The organism is Rhodanobacter sp. G2-10 (assembly GCF_055809185.1).
This window is the reverse complement of sequence record NZ_CM147900.1, coordinates 2,835,430-2,850,501: the sequence shown is the minus strand read 5'-3', so window position 1 is coordinate 2,850,501 and position 15,072 is coordinate 2,835,430. Positions and strand designations below refer to the sequence as shown.

17 protein-coding genes are annotated in these 15,072 nt (G+C 65.6%); 3 read left to right on the top strand and 14 right to left on the bottom strand.

All coding sequences use genetic code 11. The features are described from left to right. Positions 1-39 precede the first annotated feature (39 nt). Complete coding sequence (locus AC0L58_RS13010) at positions 40-1,371, bottom strand: NADH:flavin oxidoreductase/NADH oxidase family protein (protein WP_473684048.1); 1,332 nt, start codon at positions 1,369-1,371, stop codon at positions 40-42. Between the two features lie 389 nt (positions 1,372-1,760). Between AC0L58_RS13010 and AC0L58_RS13005 the strand changes: the two genes are divergently transcribed. After that, positions 1,761-2,174 (top strand): DoxX family protein, encoded by a 414-nt coding sequence (locus tag AC0L58_RS13005; RefSeq protein WP_473684046.1) that lies wholly within the window; start codon positions 1,761-1,763, stop codon positions 2,172-2,174. A 42-nt stretch (positions 2,175-2,216) separates the two neighbouring features. Here the strand turns inward: AC0L58_RS13005 and AC0L58_RS13000 are convergent, their stop codons facing one another. Then, entirely contained in the window at positions 2,217-3,257 is a 1,041-nt protein-coding gene (locus tag AC0L58_RS13000; protein WP_473684044.1) for a YeiH family protein, read from the bottom strand. Between the two features lie 149 nt (positions 3,258-3,406). On the opposite strand from AC0L58_RS13000, the gene AC0L58_RS12995 reads away from it, so the two are divergent. Further along, positions 3,407-4,300: a LysR family transcriptional regulator gene (locus tag AC0L58_RS12995; protein WP_473684042.1), complete on the top strand. Its 894-nt coding sequence runs from the start codon at positions 3,407-3,409 to the stop codon at positions 4,298-4,300. Positions 4,301-4,417: 117 nt separating this feature from the next. Here AC0L58_RS12995 and ptsP read toward each other — a convergent pair whose 3' ends face one another. The 12 genes from ptsP to AC0L58_RS12935 all read right to left on the bottom strand — a co-directional run bounded on the left by ptsP (position 4,418) and on the right by AC0L58_RS12935 (position 14,604). Further along, a complete protein-coding gene (gene ptsP, locus AC0L58_RS12990) occupies positions 4,418-6,166 on the bottom strand; it encodes a phosphoenolpyruvate--protein phosphotransferase (protein WP_473684040.1) in 1,749 nt (582 codons plus the stop codon). A 145-nt stretch (positions 6,167-6,311) separates the two neighbouring features. Continuing rightward, positions 6,312-6,581, bottom strand: a complete 270-nt coding sequence (locus tag AC0L58_RS12985; protein WP_473684038.1) for an HPr family phosphocarrier protein — start codon at positions 6,579-6,581, stop codon at positions 6,312-6,314. A 20-nt stretch (positions 6,582-6,601) separates the two neighbouring features. Further along, positions 6,602-6,994, bottom strand: coding sequence for a PTS sugar transporter subunit IIA (locus AC0L58_RS12980; protein WP_473684036.1), 393 nt, complete (start codon positions 6,992-6,994; stop codon positions 6,602-6,604). 43 nt (positions 6,995-7,037) lie between these two features. Beyond that, the gene (gene rapZ, locus AC0L58_RS12975; RefSeq protein WP_473684034.1) at positions 7,038-7,940 is read right to left on the bottom strand and encodes an RNase adapter RapZ; all 903 of its coding nucleotides are present in this window, start codon (positions 7,938-7,940) and stop codon (positions 7,038-7,040) included. 5 nt (positions 7,941-7,945) lie between these two features. Further along, a complete protein-coding gene (gene hprK / locus AC0L58_RS12970) occupies positions 7,946-8,902 on the bottom strand; it encodes an HPr(Ser) kinase/phosphatase (protein ID WP_473684032.1) in 957 nt (318 codons plus the stop codon). A gap of 146 nt (positions 8,903-9,048) precedes the next feature. Further along, positions 9,049-9,372 (bottom strand): ribosome hibernation-promoting factor, HPF/YfiA family, encoded by a 324-nt coding sequence (gene hpf, locus AC0L58_RS12965; RefSeq protein ID WP_473684031.1) that lies wholly within the window; start codon positions 9,370-9,372, stop codon positions 9,049-9,051. 149 nt (positions 9,373-9,521) lie between these two features. Next, positions 9,522-10,997: an RNA polymerase factor sigma-54 gene (locus AC0L58_RS12960; RefSeq protein ID WP_473684029.1), complete on the bottom strand. Its 1,476-nt coding sequence runs from the start codon at positions 10,995-10,997 to the stop codon at positions 9,522-9,524. Positions 10,998-11,085: 88 nt separating this feature from the next. Further along, positions 11,086-11,805 (bottom strand): LPS export ABC transporter ATP-binding protein, encoded by a 720-nt coding sequence (gene lptB / locus AC0L58_RS12955; RefSeq protein ID WP_473684026.1) that lies wholly within the window; start codon positions 11,803-11,805, stop codon positions 11,086-11,088. A 4-nt stretch (positions 11,806-11,809) separates the two neighbouring features. After that, complete coding sequence (lptA, locus tag AC0L58_RS12950) at positions 11,810-12,400, bottom strand: lipopolysaccharide transport periplasmic protein LptA (protein WP_473684024.1); 591 nt, start codon at positions 12,398-12,400, stop codon at positions 11,810-11,812. Continuing rightward, entirely contained in the window at positions 12,363-12,974 is a 612-nt protein-coding gene (lptC, locus tag AC0L58_RS12945; RefSeq protein WP_473684022.1) for an LPS export ABC transporter periplasmic protein LptC, read from the bottom strand. The genes lptA and lptC overlap by 38 nt, the downstream gene beginning before the upstream one ends. Continuing rightward, positions 12,971-13,519, bottom strand: coding sequence for a KdsC family phosphatase (locus tag AC0L58_RS12940; protein ID WP_473684020.1), 549 nt, complete (start codon positions 13,517-13,519; stop codon positions 12,971-12,973). Before AC0L58_RS12940 ends, lptC begins: the two co-directional genes overlap by 4 nt. Positions 13,520-13,593: 74 nt before the next feature. Then, entirely contained in the window at positions 13,594-14,604 is a 1,011-nt protein-coding gene (locus tag AC0L58_RS12935; protein WP_473684018.1) for a KpsF/GutQ family sugar-phosphate isomerase, read from the bottom strand. 180 nt (positions 14,605-14,784) lie between these two features. Between AC0L58_RS12935 and AC0L58_RS12930 the strand changes: the two genes are divergently transcribed. Next, on the top strand, positions 14,785-15,027 hold the full coding sequence (locus AC0L58_RS12930) for a BolA family protein (RefSeq protein WP_473684016.1): 243 nt from the start codon (positions 14,785-14,787) through the stop codon (positions 15,025-15,027). Positions 15,028-15,072 lie beyond the last annotated feature (45 nt).

Below are 15,072 nucleotides of genomic sequence, written 5' to 3'. Positions count from 1 at the left end.
GGCGGATGATCACCTGCGGGCCAAGCCCGCGGGTTTCCGTCACAGATCTTGCTCCGGGGTTCTGATTGCGTCTGCTCCGCCATGGGGCTGAGCCGCCAGCGGCAGTCTCCAGGAGGCACGCTTCCGTGCTATCGCCCGTCCAAGGTCTTTTTTGAAGTGCCCCAGCAGCGCCCGCCACGGCGACAGCCGCAGCTGCGGCGCAAGTCCGGCGCCGAGGCGTTCGATCTGGTGGTAGTACCAGCCAGCCTGGGCCTGGTTGTTGAAGGCGCGCATGGTGCTGGAGCGGCTGTTGGGTCCGCGCCAGCCTTTGCCCAGGGCCAGGCGATCCTCCGGCATCGGCAGGGCGGGCAGGTCGCCGGCGAGCATGCGGTTGGGGAAGTCGGGATCGAGGCAGAACGGACGAGCGATGCCGATCATGTCGGTCTGTCCTTCGCGCAGCGCGGCTTCCATGCCGGCCAGGGTGCGGAAGCCGCCGGTGATCATCACCGGCATGTTGGCGACCGCCTTGATCGACTTGGCGTATTTCAGGAAGGTCGCCTCGCGTTCGCGCGTGCTGTCGCGGATTTCGGCCGGGTCGCGGGCCTTGAAGAACTCGATCTGCTCGTAGGTGCCGCCGGAAATTTCCAGCAGGTCGATGCCTGCCTCGCTGAGCCAGCCAACGACCTGCAGGCTCTCATCGAGGGTAAAGCCGCCTTTGACGAAATCGGAGGAGTTGAGCTTGACCGCGATCGGGTAGTCCGAGCCGACGCTGGCGCGCACCGATCGCACCACCTCCAGCAGCAGGCGTGCCCTGTTTTCCAGCGAGCCGCCCCAATGGTCGCTGCGCCGGTTGGTGCGTGGGGAGAGGAACTGCGACAGCAGGTAACCGTGTGCGGCGTGGATCTGCACGCCGTCGAAACCGGCGACTTTCAGGATCGCGGCGCTGCGTGCGAAACGGCCGATCACGTCGAGGATGTCGCTTTCGGTCATCGCGCGCGGCTTGCCGAAATTGCCGGCCGCCGCCAGCTGCACTTCGGACGGCGCCAGCGGGGTGAGGTTGACCAGACGCGGGCATTGCCGGCCCGGATGACTGACCTGCGCCCACAACTGGCTGCCCTGGGCATGCACGGTGTCTGCCCAGGCTTCGGGTTCGCGGATGCCGCAGTCGTCCTCGACCACCACGTTGCCGGCGCGCTCCAGGTAGCGGCGATCGATCATGATGTTGCCGCTCAGGTGCAGTGCGGAACCTCCGCCGGCCCAACTGGCATAGAGTCGCCGATGCGCATCGGTGGCGTGGCCGGCCGGACTGGCCAGGCCTTCGGTCATCGCCGATTTGCAGAAGCGGTTGCTCAGCACGTGGCCGCAGGGCAGGGTCAGGCTTTGCTCGATCACGCGGTGATTCCGTGGGCAGGAGACTTGCCGAATGAATGTGCGGGCATGTGGTGCCGCAATTCAAGCGGACGCTGTGACTGGAGCGATGGCTGGCGACTCGATGCAATGCTGAAAATCCGGGTGCGGATGTGGGCGGGGCGAGCCACCACGGCACGCCCTCCGCTGGGGCCGACGAGGCCAGACTGTACGCCATGCCCGAACGGCGTAGGATGGGCCCTGATGGGTCTCGCCGGAACGTTGCGGGATGGCCGGGAAGTCACGGCACTCCATTTGGAATGCCTGCCCGCAAGCAAGACTCACCTGGATGCCTCCGGCGGTCCCTGATCCGCAGCGTCGCCTGGCGCTGCACTGATCTTGATGGCCAAACGTGACGCCGTAGGGAGGCAATCATGCGCTACAGCTTGTTCGAAGACTACAGAGATCAGCTGATTCTGCTGGCCCGTATCCTGTTGATGGTGCTGTTCGTCAAGTTCGGCTTCGACAAGGTTCTGGGCTTCACTGCCACGGTCACCTACATGACATCCACCGGCATGCCGCTGCCCGGGCTGTTGGCATTGATCGCGGTGCTGATGGAATTCGGGGTCGGGATCGCGCTGGTGCTCGGCTTCTACACGCGCCCGCTGGCACTGGCCCTCGCCATCTACACGCTGGCCGCCGCGCTGATCGGCCACCGCTACTGGAACATGGAAGGCATGCAGCACTACCTGAGCATAATCAGCTTCTACAAGAACATCAGCATCGTGGGCGGCCTGTTGTTGTTGAGCGTCATCGGACCTGGAAAATATTCGCTGGACAAGCGCTGACCAACAACCGGCAAGGGCGCGTGGCGCGTAGCCACGCGCGGGTCACAGCTGCCCGATGACCAGCTGCACCATCAGGCTGCTGACCGAAACGGCGACCCACACGCCAAGCCCCAGCAGGATCGGTCGCGCGCCGCTGGAGATCATCCGACGCAGGTTCGCGGAGAGCCCGATCGCGGTCAGCGCCACGATGATCAGGAACTCGGCCAGCATGTGCAGTGCCGGTTGGATCGCCACCGGCACCAGGCCGGCGGTGCGGACAGCCGAGGCGACCAGGAACCACAGGATGAACCAGGGGAAGATCCGGGCCAGGCTGAAGCCGCCGGTGCTGCCGGTCTGTGCCTGCTTGCGCTTTTCGCGGGCGGCCACCACGAAGGCCAGCACCAGGCAGACCGGGATGATCAGGGTGGCACGGGTCAGCTTGACGATGGTGGCGTAGTCGCCTGCCGCATGGCTGTAGCTGTAACCGGCGGCGACCACCGACGAGGTGTCGTTGATTGCGGTGCCGGCCCACAGGCCGAAGCCGAGATCCGACAGGTGCATCAGGTGGCCCAGCATCGGGAACAGCAGCACGGCGACCACGTTGAACAGGAAGATGGTGGAGATGGCGAAGGCGGTGTCGTGATCGTCCGGGCGGATGATCGGGGTCACCGCCGCGATCGCCGAGCCGCCGCAGATGGCGGTGCCCACGCCGATCAGGATCTTCAACTTGTCGTGCACGCCAAGCCAGCGGCCGAGCCCCCACGCGCTGAGGAAGGCCACGCTCATCGTGATCATGGTCACCCACAGCGATTCCATGCCGGTCTTTGCCACCTGGGTCAGACTGAGCCCGAAGCCCAGCGCGATGATCGACCACTGCAGCACCTGCTTGCCGCCGAACTGGATGCCGGGCGTGAAGCGCGCATCCGGCGCGAACAGGTTGCGCACCAGGATGCCCAGCACGATGCCGAATACCGGTCCGCCGATGATCGGCGCCCAGCGCCCCAGCAACAGCGCGACCAGGCCGATCGCCACGGCCAGCAACAGGCCCGGTGCGCGGCTGCGCAGGGTGGGATGAATGGTGGCGGCGATGGAGGGGGCGTTCATGCAATGGGCCTGTCGGGCGGGGATAGTCGCGTCCAGGTTGCGGGTGCCGACATTCGGCGCACCTCTCGATTCCGGGAGCGTCGCCATTGTCGGTGTTGCCATGCATAAAGAAAACTTTGAAATTCTGATTTCATGTATAAGATCGCCTGATGATCAATATCAGTCCGCGCCAACTTGACGTGTTCGTGCAGATTGCGCTGCTGGGCAGTGTGCGTGCCGCGGCCGAGCGCCTGCACCTGACCCAGCCGGCGGCAAGCATGGCGCTGGCGGAAATGGAGCGTCAGCTCGACGCTTCGGTGTTCGATCGCGAGCGTGGCCGCCTGCATCTGAACGCGCGCGGGCGCGAACTGCTGCCGCTGGCGCAGGAGTTGCTGGAGCGCCATGCGGAATTCGGCCGTCGCGGCAGCGAAACCGGCGCCACCCTGGGCGGCGAGTTGCGTATCGGCGCCAGCAACACGGTGGGCAATTACCGGGTCGGCGAGTTGTTGGGGTCGTTCGTGCGGGCGCACCCGCAAGTGGCCATTCGCCTGCGCGTGGCCAACACCGAGGCAATCGCGGCGGCGATGCTCGACCACAGCTTGGACATCGGATGCGTCGAAGGGCCGGTGGCGCATCCGCAACTGGAAGTGCGGCCGTGGCGGGACGACTTGCTGGCGGTGTGCGCCGCGCCGGAACATCCGCTGGCCCGCAAACGTGGACTCAAGCCCGCCGATTTCGCCGGCGCCCGTTGGGTGCTGCGTGAACCGGGTTCGGCTACGCGCGCCACCAGCGAGCGTGTGCTGGCGCAGCTGCCACCGGGCGAAACCGTGCTGGAACTCGACCAGATCGAGGCGATCAAGCAGGTGGTGGTGGCGGGCCTCGGCATCGCCTGCCTGCCGGCGGTGGCGATCACCGACGCGGTGGCTGCCGGTCATTTGAAGGCATTGAATACGCCGTTCCTCGACCTGCGCCGCAAGCTGTCGCTGCTGTTGCACCGGCAGAAATACCGCGGTGCGTTGCTGGATGCGTTTCTGGAGAGTACGGGGTTTGATCGCGGGGAGTGAGGCGCCGGGCTTGGTGCGCGCGATTGCCTGCGCGGAATCTCGCGACATCGGATGTCGCGGCTCTTGTCGAGTTCAAGAGCTGGCGGGCGGAGCCCGCCCTGCGGGGCTGCCGGTATCCTACGTGTCGGCGGTGGGGTTTTCGACGATGTCGTTGAGTAGCGCTTCGGCTTGCTCGTGGGTATGGGCGCGCAGGATGCGCGCAGCGTTCTTGCGCAGGCGGGCGTGATCCAGCGAGGCGAGTCGATCGCGCACGTGCAGGATCTGGCTCGGGTGCATGCTGAACTCGTCCAGGCCAAGCATCAGAAGCAAGGCGGTGAAATGAATGTCGCCGGCGATCTCGCCGCACAGGCTCACCGGCTTTTTTGCGCGACGGCCGGCGCTGATCACGTGCGAGAGCAGGCGCAGCAGTGCCGGCTGCAGCGGGTTGTAGATGTTGTCCAGCGCGTCGTTGCCGCGGTCGGCCGCGAGCACGTACTGCGCCAGGTCGTTGGTGCCGATGGCGAGGAAGTCGCAGTATTCCAGCAGCGCGCGCACATTGATCGCCGCGGCGGGTACTTCGATCATCGCACCCAGCGGCAGTTTTTCCGGCAGGTCGATGTTCTCGCGCTTGAGTTCCTGGCGCGCCAGTTTGAACAGGGTACGTACCGCGATCAGCTCGTCCGGCTGGGTCACCATCGGTACCAGCACGCGCACCGGGCCGTAGCAGGCGGCGCGCAGGATCGCGCGGATCTGGGTGGTGAACACCGAGGGATGACGCAGCGACAGCCGCACGCCGCGCACGCCCAGCGCCGGGTTTTCCTCGCCGCGGGTGGCCAGCCCGGCGGCATCGGCCTTGTCGGCGCCCAGGTCCATGGTGCGAATCGTCACGGGCAGGCCGCCCATGCCCATCACCAGGTCGCGATAGGCGATGAACTGTTCGTCCTCCGAAGGCAGCACCCGCTTGCGCAGGAACAGGAATTCGGTGCGGTACAGACCGACGCCATCGGCACCGCGCGCACGCGCCATGGCGACATCGGCGCTGGTTTCCGCATTGGCCAGCAGCGCAATCTCGACGCCGTCCAGGGTACGCGTGGGGGCGTTGGCCAGCTTCGCCAGGCGGCGCCCCTCATTGACCGCCTCGCGCTGCCACGCGCGGTAGCGCGAGAGATCCTGCGCGGTAGGGTGCACCACCGTTTCGCCGCGCTCGGCGTCGAGCAGGATCAAGTCGTCGTCGTGGATGTTGGCCAGCGCGTCGCGGGTGCCGACCAGCATCGGCAGGCCCAGGCTGCGGGCCAGGATCGAGCTGTGCGAGTACGCGCTGCCGGAACTGGCGACCACGCCGAGCAGGCCGTTGCCGGCCAGTTGCGCCATGTCGGCCGGGGCGATGCTGTCGGCGATCAGGATCTCGCCCACGCGCGCGGCCAGCTTGCGTTCCTCCGGGCTGGTCTGCCGTTGCAGAGCGGAAATCACGCGGTTGATGACCTGCTCGACGTCTTCCTTGCGGCTGCGCAGATAGGGGTCGTCCATGGCCTCGAACACGGCAGACAGACGGTCGCGCTGCTTCTTCAGCGCCGCGCCCGGGCGGTAGCGGCCGATCTTCACCAGGTCATCCAGCCCGCGCAGCAACTCGGCATCGTCCAGCAGCAGGCTGTGCGCGTCGATGAATTCGTTGACTTCGCGCGCCAACGCGCCATGCAGCTTGCCGCGCAGTTCACGCAACTCCTGCCGCGCGGTATCCAGCGCCTGGTGCAGCAGTTTCAGCTCGCTCTCGACCTCGTCCTCCTCCAACGGACGGGTGTCGACCGCGTAACGGCTGGGCTGCACCAGGCGTGCGCGGCCCAGCGCCATGCCGTGGGCCGCGACCGTGCCGGGAAGGACTTCCCTCATGGTTGGGCCCCCCGTGAGCAGGGAATGGGGAATCGGGAATGGGGAATGGACAAGGCGGTCAACATGGGGCTGGTGCCGACACCTTGGTCATGCCGAGCTCGACTTTTCCCGATTCCCGATTTCCGATTCCCGATTCCCATCCCAATCACGCTCCCTCGTCGAACTTGCGCTCGAATAATTCAACCACGGCGGCGACGGCCGCTTCTTCGTCCGGACCGTCGGCACGCACGCTCAGCGTGGTACCGATGCCGGCGGCGAGCATCATCACGCCCATGATGCTCTGTGCATTGACCTCGCGTCCCTTGCTGACCAGCCACACGGTGGATTTGAAGCCTTGTACCAGTTGCACCAGTTTGGCCGAGGCGCGGGCATGCAAGCCGAGTTTGTTGGTGACGACGATTTCTTGCTCAAGCATGGGGAAGCGCGCGCTTGTGATCAGGCATGGTCAATGAAAATTCCTCCGCGGCCACCACTGGCGGCGACTTCGGCCAGCTCGTCCAGTGATTTTTCCGCATAGTTGAGAACGCGCAGCAGCATCGGCAGGTTCAGCCCCGAGACGCAGCGCAGATGGACGCCGAGTGCGCCCAATGACAGGCCGATGTTGCATGGCGTGGCGCCATACAGATCGGCCAGGATCAACACGCCGTCACCCTGGTCGAGTTCGCGCGCGTGATGGGCGGTAAGCGTGCGCATCACTTCCGGATCGGACTGTGGCGGAACTTCCACCGCGGTCACCCGCAGGGGCAACTTGGGCATCACGTGATGCGCGGCGGAAATCAGCGCCTTGCCGACCGCCTCGTGCGTCATCAGGAGCACGCCGACGCTCATGGCCCGGTGCCCGAGAATTCGAGGAAAGGAAGCGCCATGATGGTCATTCGAGTTCGCGATGGAAGGTGAGCACGCCTTCGCGCTGGTCACGATAGTGGGCCGCCAGTTTCTCGACCAGGTAGACCGAGCGGTGCCGGCCGCCGGTGCAACCTACCGACACGGTCAGATAGCTGCGATCGTCCTGCTCGAAGCGCGGGATCCACGCATCCAGCCAGCGCATGGTGTCGTCGAAGTATTCCTGGACCAGCGCTTCGCCATCGAGGAACTCGCGCACCGGGGCATCCTTGCCCGACAACGGGCGCAGATGCGGTTGCCAATGCGGATTGGGAAGGCAGCGCGCGTCGAACACGAAATCCGCGTCCAGCGGCAAGCCGCGGCGGAATGCGAAAGACTGGAACATCAAGGTCAGCCCTTCGGTGGCCTGGGCGTAGCCGGTAGCCACCAGGCGGCGAAGCTGGTGCACGTTGAGGTCGCTGGAATCGATCACTTTCTCGGCGATCGCCATCAACGGACGCAGCAGGCGACGCTCTTCCACGATGGCATCGGCCAGCGACACCCCGCGCAGTGCCAGCGGATGGCGGCGGCGGGTTTCCGAATAGCGCTTGATCAGTACCTCGTCGCGGCAATCCAGGAAGATCAGGTGTACTTCCACGCCGGAGGCGGCCAGCTCGGACAGCACTTGGGGAAGGTGGCTGAAATCCTCGCCGCGGTTGCGCACGTCCATGCCCACCGCGATGCGCCGGCGCCGACTGCTGTGATCCTGCAGCACCGCCTGTACCAGGTGCGGCAGCAGGCTGCCGGGCAGGTTGTCGACGCAATAGAACTCCAGGTCCTCGAGTGCGCGCAGCGCCACCGTCTTGCCGCCTCCGGACAGGCCGGTGAGCACGATCAGATGGATCGCTTCGCGCGCATTGAATGGAGTCAACGGCGGCTCGTTGTCGTTCATGCTGTTCACCACGGTGGTAGCCGGCGCAGCTGATGCGCCTGGCGGTCGATGAAGGTTTGCGCCGGATCGATACCCTTGCTTTTCAGTGCGTGGCTGCGCACCGCCGCTTCCACCAGCACCGCGATATTGCGTCCGGAGGCCACCGGGATGGTGATCATCGGCACCGATACGTCGAGGATCTGACGATGGCCGATATCGCCGGTAAGGCGGGTCAGCGCGTCGGTGTCGTCGGCATCGCTGTCGCGCAGCGGTTTGAGGTGCACCACCAGGCGCAGGTATTTGGACGCCTTGACCGACATGTGTCCGAACATCTCGCGCACGTTGAGCACGCCCAGGCCGCGGACCTCGAGCAGATCCTGCAGCAGCTCCGGACAGGTGCCGTCGATGACGTCGGGTGCGATCAGGGTGAACTCGGTGGCGTCGTCGGCAACCAGGCGATGGCCGCGGCTGATCAGCTCCAGCGCCAACTCGCTCTTGCCCGAACCCGCCTCGCCGGTGATCAGCACGCCGATCGAAAAGACTTCCAGGAACACGCCGTGCAAGGTGGTCTTGGCCGCCAGCATTCGCGCCAGGTGATATTGCAGGTAGGTCAGCAACTCGTGGCCGCGCTTGGGGCTGGTCCACAACGGCATGTCGGTTTCTTCGGCCACCTCCCGCAAATCGGCGGGCACCGACTGGTCCTTGGTCACCAGCAAGGCCACCGGCTGGTAGGCGGCGATCTTGTGCATCACTTCCCAGCGCTGGCGCGAATCCAGCCCGTCGAGGTAGTTCAGTTCCTCCGAGCCGATGATCTGGATCTTGTTCGGGTAGATGACGTTGAGATAGCCGATCAACGACGGTCGACGTGCCTGCGCCACGCCCGGCTCGAGCAGGCGTCCCTCCCCGCGCATGCCCGACACCCAGCGCAAGGCCATGCGCTCGTGGACGCTGTCGTAGAGTTGTCGCGCGCTGATCCGATCCAAGCCCAAGGCCCTTGTGTCACGTGATGAACCCGCCAGAGCTGTGCGGAGCCGGCACCATTGTGCCAGCTTGGGGCGAAGGCGTCGTGCAGGGACGGAAACGGCCCGCCTGGCTCAGGCGGGCCGCATGCGTGGAGGAGAAGGGATGATCAGCCGTACTGGCGTTCTTGGCGGGCTTCGCGTTGATGCTTGTCGGAAACCTTTTCACGGTACTTGCGCAACTGGGCAACCAGCTTGTCGAACAGCACATCGATCGAGGCGTACATGTCAGCCTCGGTGGCTTCGGCATGGAGGGTGGTGCCGACCGCGTTCAGGGTGCCGTCGGCGCGTTGTTGGAGCTTGTCCAGGGAAAGCACGATCACGAGACTTTTCAGCTTGTCATCGAGACGGGTAAGGCGGTCGAGCTTGGCGGTGGCGTGATCGCGCAAGGCCGGGGTGACTTCAATCTGCTGGCCGCTGAGTTGGAATTGCATGGGGCGCCTCCTCTGGTGGTGCAGTGCCGCATTTCGCGGCGGGTGGACGTGCCGTGGGCCGAGGCTCTTGGCACATCGTCAATCATCTTCTAGCAGGTATGGGAGCGCTTTTTCGTTAACCAAGTTCCCGAACCCGTTTCAGCGATCACTCAGCCCGCGCGTTGGCGTTCGCTGGAGGTGGGAATGCGCAGTCCCTCCCGGTATTTGGCGACCGTGCGGCGGGCGACCTGGATGCCCTTGGATTGCAGATCTTCGGCGATGGCCTGGTCAGAAAGCGGCTTGCGCGGGTCTTCGGCGTCGATCAGTTTGCGCAGCATGGCCTGGATCGCGGTGGCCGAGGCGCTGCCGCCATCCTCGGTGGACACACCGCTGGAGAAGAAGTATTTCAACTCGAAGGTGCCGCGCGGCGTGTGCAGGTACTTGCGTGTGGTGACGCGTGAGATGGTGGATTCGTGCATGCCCACCTCCTCGGCGACCTCGCGCAGCACCAGCGGGTGCATGGCCTCGGGGCCGTAGTCGAGGAAAGCACTCTGCCGCCGCACGATGGCTTCGGACACCTTGAGCAGGGTTTCGGCCCGCGATTCCAGGCTCTTGATCAACCAGCGCGCCTCCTGCAGCTGGCCGCGCATCCAGCTGGCGTCGTCGCCGCGTGCCTTGGCGATCAGGCCGCAGTAGTGCTGGTTCAGGCCCAGCCGCGGTTGCGAGTCGGGGTTCAGGCTGACCCGCCAGCGACTGCCGTCGCGTATCGCGTAGGCGTCCGGCGCCACGTATTCCACCGGCGTGGTGTCCAGCGCGGCGCCCGGGCGCGGATCAAGGCTGCGGATCAAGACCGCCGCTTCGGCGACATCGTCCGGATCGGCGTGCAGGCGGCGCGCCAGTTTGGCAATGTCGTTGCGTGCCAGCAGATCCAGCTCGCCATCGACGATGCGCAGCGCCAGGTCGCGATACGGGGTCTCGGCGTCGAATTGTTCCAGTTGCACGCACAGGCAATCACGCAGATCCAGGCTGCCCACCCCGGCGGGGTCGAAGCCCTGCAACTGGCGGCGCACGGCGTCTACTTCGTCGAGAGTCGCGTTGAAATCGGCCGGCAAGGCGGCAAGTACCGCATCCATGCTTTCGCTGAGGTAGCCGGCCGGGTTGAGCGCGTCGATCAACACCGTGGCGATCAGGTGTTCCCGCGGGGTGAACCCCGCCAGGTTGAGCTGCCACATCAGGTGTTGCTGCAGGGTTTCCGGCGCGGCGTTCTGCGGCTCGAAATCGTCGTCGCCGCGAGATCCGCTGCTACTGCTACTGCTACTGCTGCTGCCCGGGCTATTGCTCGAAAAGTCGATCGGCGACTCGGCCGGCCCGCCGCCATCGGCCCAGTCGACGGTCTCGCCATTGCTGTCGCCGTCGCTGCTGCTTGTCTTGTCCGCGACCTGGTACTCGCTCTCGGCGACTTCCTGGCTTTCCGTCTCGTCGTCCTCGAGCTCCTCGGCAAACTCCAGCAGCGGATTGCTTTCGGCGATCTGGCGCAGCTCGGCTTCCAGCTCCAGCTGCGACAATTGCAACAGGCGAATCGCCTGCTGCAGTTGCGGCGTCAGGGTCAGTTGCTGGTGGAGGCGAAACTGTAAGGCGGGTTTCATGCCAGCCAGGTCGAGTGGACGTGCATCCATCCTAGCGCGTGGCCGAGGGCGGGGCCATAGCTGCTGGCCCGAATCTTGCCGGAGCTGGTCAGAGGCGGAATTCGCGGCCCAGGTAGACCTCGCGCACTTTCTCGTCGGCGAGGATGTGGGCCGGGGTGCCGCGCGAAAGCACCTCGCCCTCGTTCAGGATGTAGGCGCGGTCGCAAATGCCCAGGGTTTCGCGCACGTTGTGGTCGGTGATCAGCACGCCGATGCCGCGTTCCTTGAGGTGTCGCACGATGCGCTGGATCTCGCCGACCGAGATCGGGTCGACCCCGGCGAAGGGTTCGTCCAGCAGCATGTAGCGCGGGTTGGCGGCCAGCGCGCGGGCAATCTCGACGCGCCGGCGTTCGCCGCCGGACAGGCTGATGCCCTTCTGCCCGGCGATGTGGGCGATCTTCAGCTCGTCCAGCAGGCTTTCGAGTTCGCCGCTGCGTTGCTGTGCGCTGAGCCCTTGGCGCAACTCCAGCACCGCCATGATGTTGTCGGCCACGCTGAGCCGACGGAACACCGAGGCTTCCTGCGGCAGGTAACCGATACCGAGGCGTGCGCGTGCATGCATCGGCAGGCCGGTGATGTCCTGCTTGTCGAGAGTGATGCGGCCGGCGTCGGCCTCGATCAGTCCCACCACCATGTAGAAGCAGGTGGTCTTGCCGGCGCCGTTGGGGCCGAGCAGACCCACCACTTCGCCCTCACGGATCGAGAAGGCGAAGTGGCGCACGACCTGGCGTGACTTGAAACTTTTCTGGAGACCTTCGGCAGAGAGCATGGATTCAGCGATTTCCCTGCGGCGTCGGGCTGCTGCCGGCGGGCGCGGGCGCGGATGCAGGCTTGGGCTTGGGCAGGAATACGCCATGCACCAGGCCATCGCCGCCGGAGTCGCCGGTGATCTGGCTGCTTGCCGTGTTGTAGGTCAGCTTGTCGCCATGAAACTCGCCGCGGCCCTGCTGCTTGACCGAGGCGTTGCCGGTGAGCACCGCAATGCCGTGGATATTGTCGTAATCGAGCTTGGCGGCATTGCCCGTCATCAGGTTGCCGTTGTCGTCCAGTTGCTGGATGTGCGCCGGATTGCCGGTGACCACGACCTGCGATATCTGGCTGTCGGCATCGAGATGGATTTTGGCGGTGTCGCCGGTGAGCAGCAGCGTGCCCTGGGATATCTTCACGCTGCCCTGCAAGGTGGTCACCGTGTTCGGTGCGTTGTAGGCATCGGTGTGCTTGGCCGCGAAGTTCATCGGCTGCTGGCGATCGGACTGCCTGGCCACGACCCACGCGGGCAGTAGCGCCAGCGAACAGGCGGCCAGCAGGCCAGCGGCCCAGCGGCGACTAGCGCTTGCGCGGCGGGAACGTGCCGTGGCTGTCATCGAGCAACTCCAGGTGATGTTCGTTGAGGTTGGCACGCATGCCGATGCCGCTCATTCTACGGTCGCCATGAGACATCTGCGCGGGGGCGGCGGTTTCCATGCGGTTCTGCCGTGGCCACGCGGTGACATCCGAGGTCTGCAGCGAGGCCTCCGGCTGGACTACGCCGTGTGCATCGGTGAAGGCCGGCCGGTGCATGCTGACCGGCCCCTGCAGCTTCAATATCGTGCCCGGTTTGTTGACCCAGCCGTACAGCGATTTCCCCTGCCAGTCGGGTACGCCAGGCTGCTTGGCCGGCATCTGGAACGTGGGGGTGTCGAGGTACAGCGAATCATCGCCTTCGCGGCGTTCGACGCGGGGCGACTGCATCTGCAGGCCCGGTTTGCCGTCAAGGCCGAACTCGGTGACCCTGGCGTCGATCAATGTGTAGCCCGAACGCGGCGGCCCCACGAAGGTGTGGACACGCGGCGCCGGGCCCAGCCACCACAGCAGCAACTGGGTGGCTCCGGCGGCCAGCGCAACGAGCACGATCGCAACCGGCAAGCGCCGGTCGCGCAGCCACAGGCGCACGCTCACTGCCAGTGCTCCCGTTCCGCGTCGCTCTTGCCTTGTGCGTGCAGGACAAGGTCGCTTACCTCACGGGCGGCGCCTTCGCCACCGCGCTGGCGCGTCCGCCAATGTGCTGCCTCGATGATCCATGGATGCGCATTGGCGACCGCCACGGCCATGCCCACCATGCGCATCGGTGCCAGGTCGGGCAGGTCGTCGCCGACGTAGGCGACCTGGTCGGCGCGCAGGTGCAGGGCATCGATCAGTTCGTTCAGGCAGGCACGCTTGTCGCCCTGGCCCTGGTAGACGTGGGTGATGTCCAGCTCTTCGGCACGCAGCGCGACCGGATGGCTGATGCGGGCGGTGATCAGCGCGACCTCCACGCCATGCGCTTGCAGGCGCTTCAGGCCGAGCCCGTCGTGCGCGTGGAAAACCTTGGTTTCGTGGCCGTCCTCGGCGTACCACAGCCGCCCGTCCGTCAGCGTGCCATCCACGTCGAATACGGCCAGGCGGATTTTCGCGGCGCGGGCGAGGATGTCGGCGGTGAGGTTGGCGAGCGACTCAGGATGCATGGTCCGGGCTTGCGTGGTGGAAAACGTCAAAAGCAGGCGTGCCTGATTTGTCTGATCAGTCGAGACCAATCAGATCAAACCACACGCGCCCGGAGCAGATCATGAATATTCAGTGCGCCGACCACGTGTTGTTCGTCGTCCACCACCAGCAGTGCGTGGATCTGGTGCTTTTCCATCAGTTGCGCGGCTTCGGCGGCCAGCCGGTCGGCACCGATCGTCTTGGGGCCACGAGTCATCAGCTCGGCCACGGTGGCACCGCGCAGGTTGACGCCTTCGTCGTCCAGCGCACGGCGCAGGTCGCCGTCGGTGAATACGCCGAGCAGGCGCTCATCGGCATCGATCACGGCGGTCATGCCCAGATGCTTGTGGGTCATTTCCACCAGGGCAGCCGTCAGGGTGGCGTCCGGCGATACCCGCGGTACATCGTCGCCGGTGTGCATCACGTCGCTGATGTGCAGCAGCAATCGGCGGCCCAGGGCGCCTGCCGGGTGCGAGCGCGCAAAATCGTCCGAGGTGAATCCGCGCGCCTCCAGCAGCGCGATCGCCAGCGCGTCGCCCAGCACCAGCCCCACCGTCGTGCTGGTGGTCGGCGCCAGACCCAGCGGGCAGGCTTCGTTCGAAATGCTGCCGTCCAGATGCACGTCGGCCTCGCGCGCCAGCGAGGAGTTGGGTTTGCCGGTGATCGCGATCAGCGGAATACCCTGGCGCTTGATCACCGGCAGGATGAACAGCAATTCGTCGGTTTCGCCCGAGTAGGACAAAGCCAGCACCACGTCCTGCGGCAGGATCATGCCGAGATCGCCATGGCTGGCTTCGCCGGGGTGCACGAAGAAGGCCGGTGTCCCCGTGGAGGCGAGGGTGGCGGCGATCTTGCGCGCCACATGGCCGGACTTGCCCATGCCGCTGACCACCACGCGGCCCTTGCAGGCGAGGATCAGCCGGCAGGCTTCGACGAAATCGGGGCCGATCCGCGATTCCAGTGCCGCTATGGCAGCCGCTTCCGTGGCAATCACGGTGTGCGCGCTGCGCGTGATGGCTTCCGGGTTCAGGTTGGTTGGCGCGGGCGGGGCAATGCGTGCGTTCATGGGGGCTCGGCTGAAGGGAGAGTCGACAATGCGGGCCGCTGGGGCACGGCTGTCGTTTCTGTGCCAGACAAATTCCATTACCATGGCATATTCGCATTTTAACGTCATATGCCAGCCACATGGTGCCGCGCCGCGCGGAAAACCATGATCTTGCCGGCCCGACCCCTCATGGAACGTCTCATGGATCCCAGCCGCATACAGGCATTGATTGAAGCAGGCATGCCCGGAGCGCGGGTTGAGGTCGAAGGCGCCGATGGCGTGCATTTCCAGGCCACCGTGGTGGCCAGCCAGTTCGCCGGCAAGTTGCCGCTGGCACGGCATCGGCTGGTGTACGCGACGCTGGGCGACCTGATGGGTGGCGCGATCCACGCGCTGGCCCTGACCACCCTGACGCCGGAGGAGGCCGGGATTCGGGATTCGTGATTCGGAATTCGCCAATGCCGAACCCCGCCACTCTCTCGCCCCTCA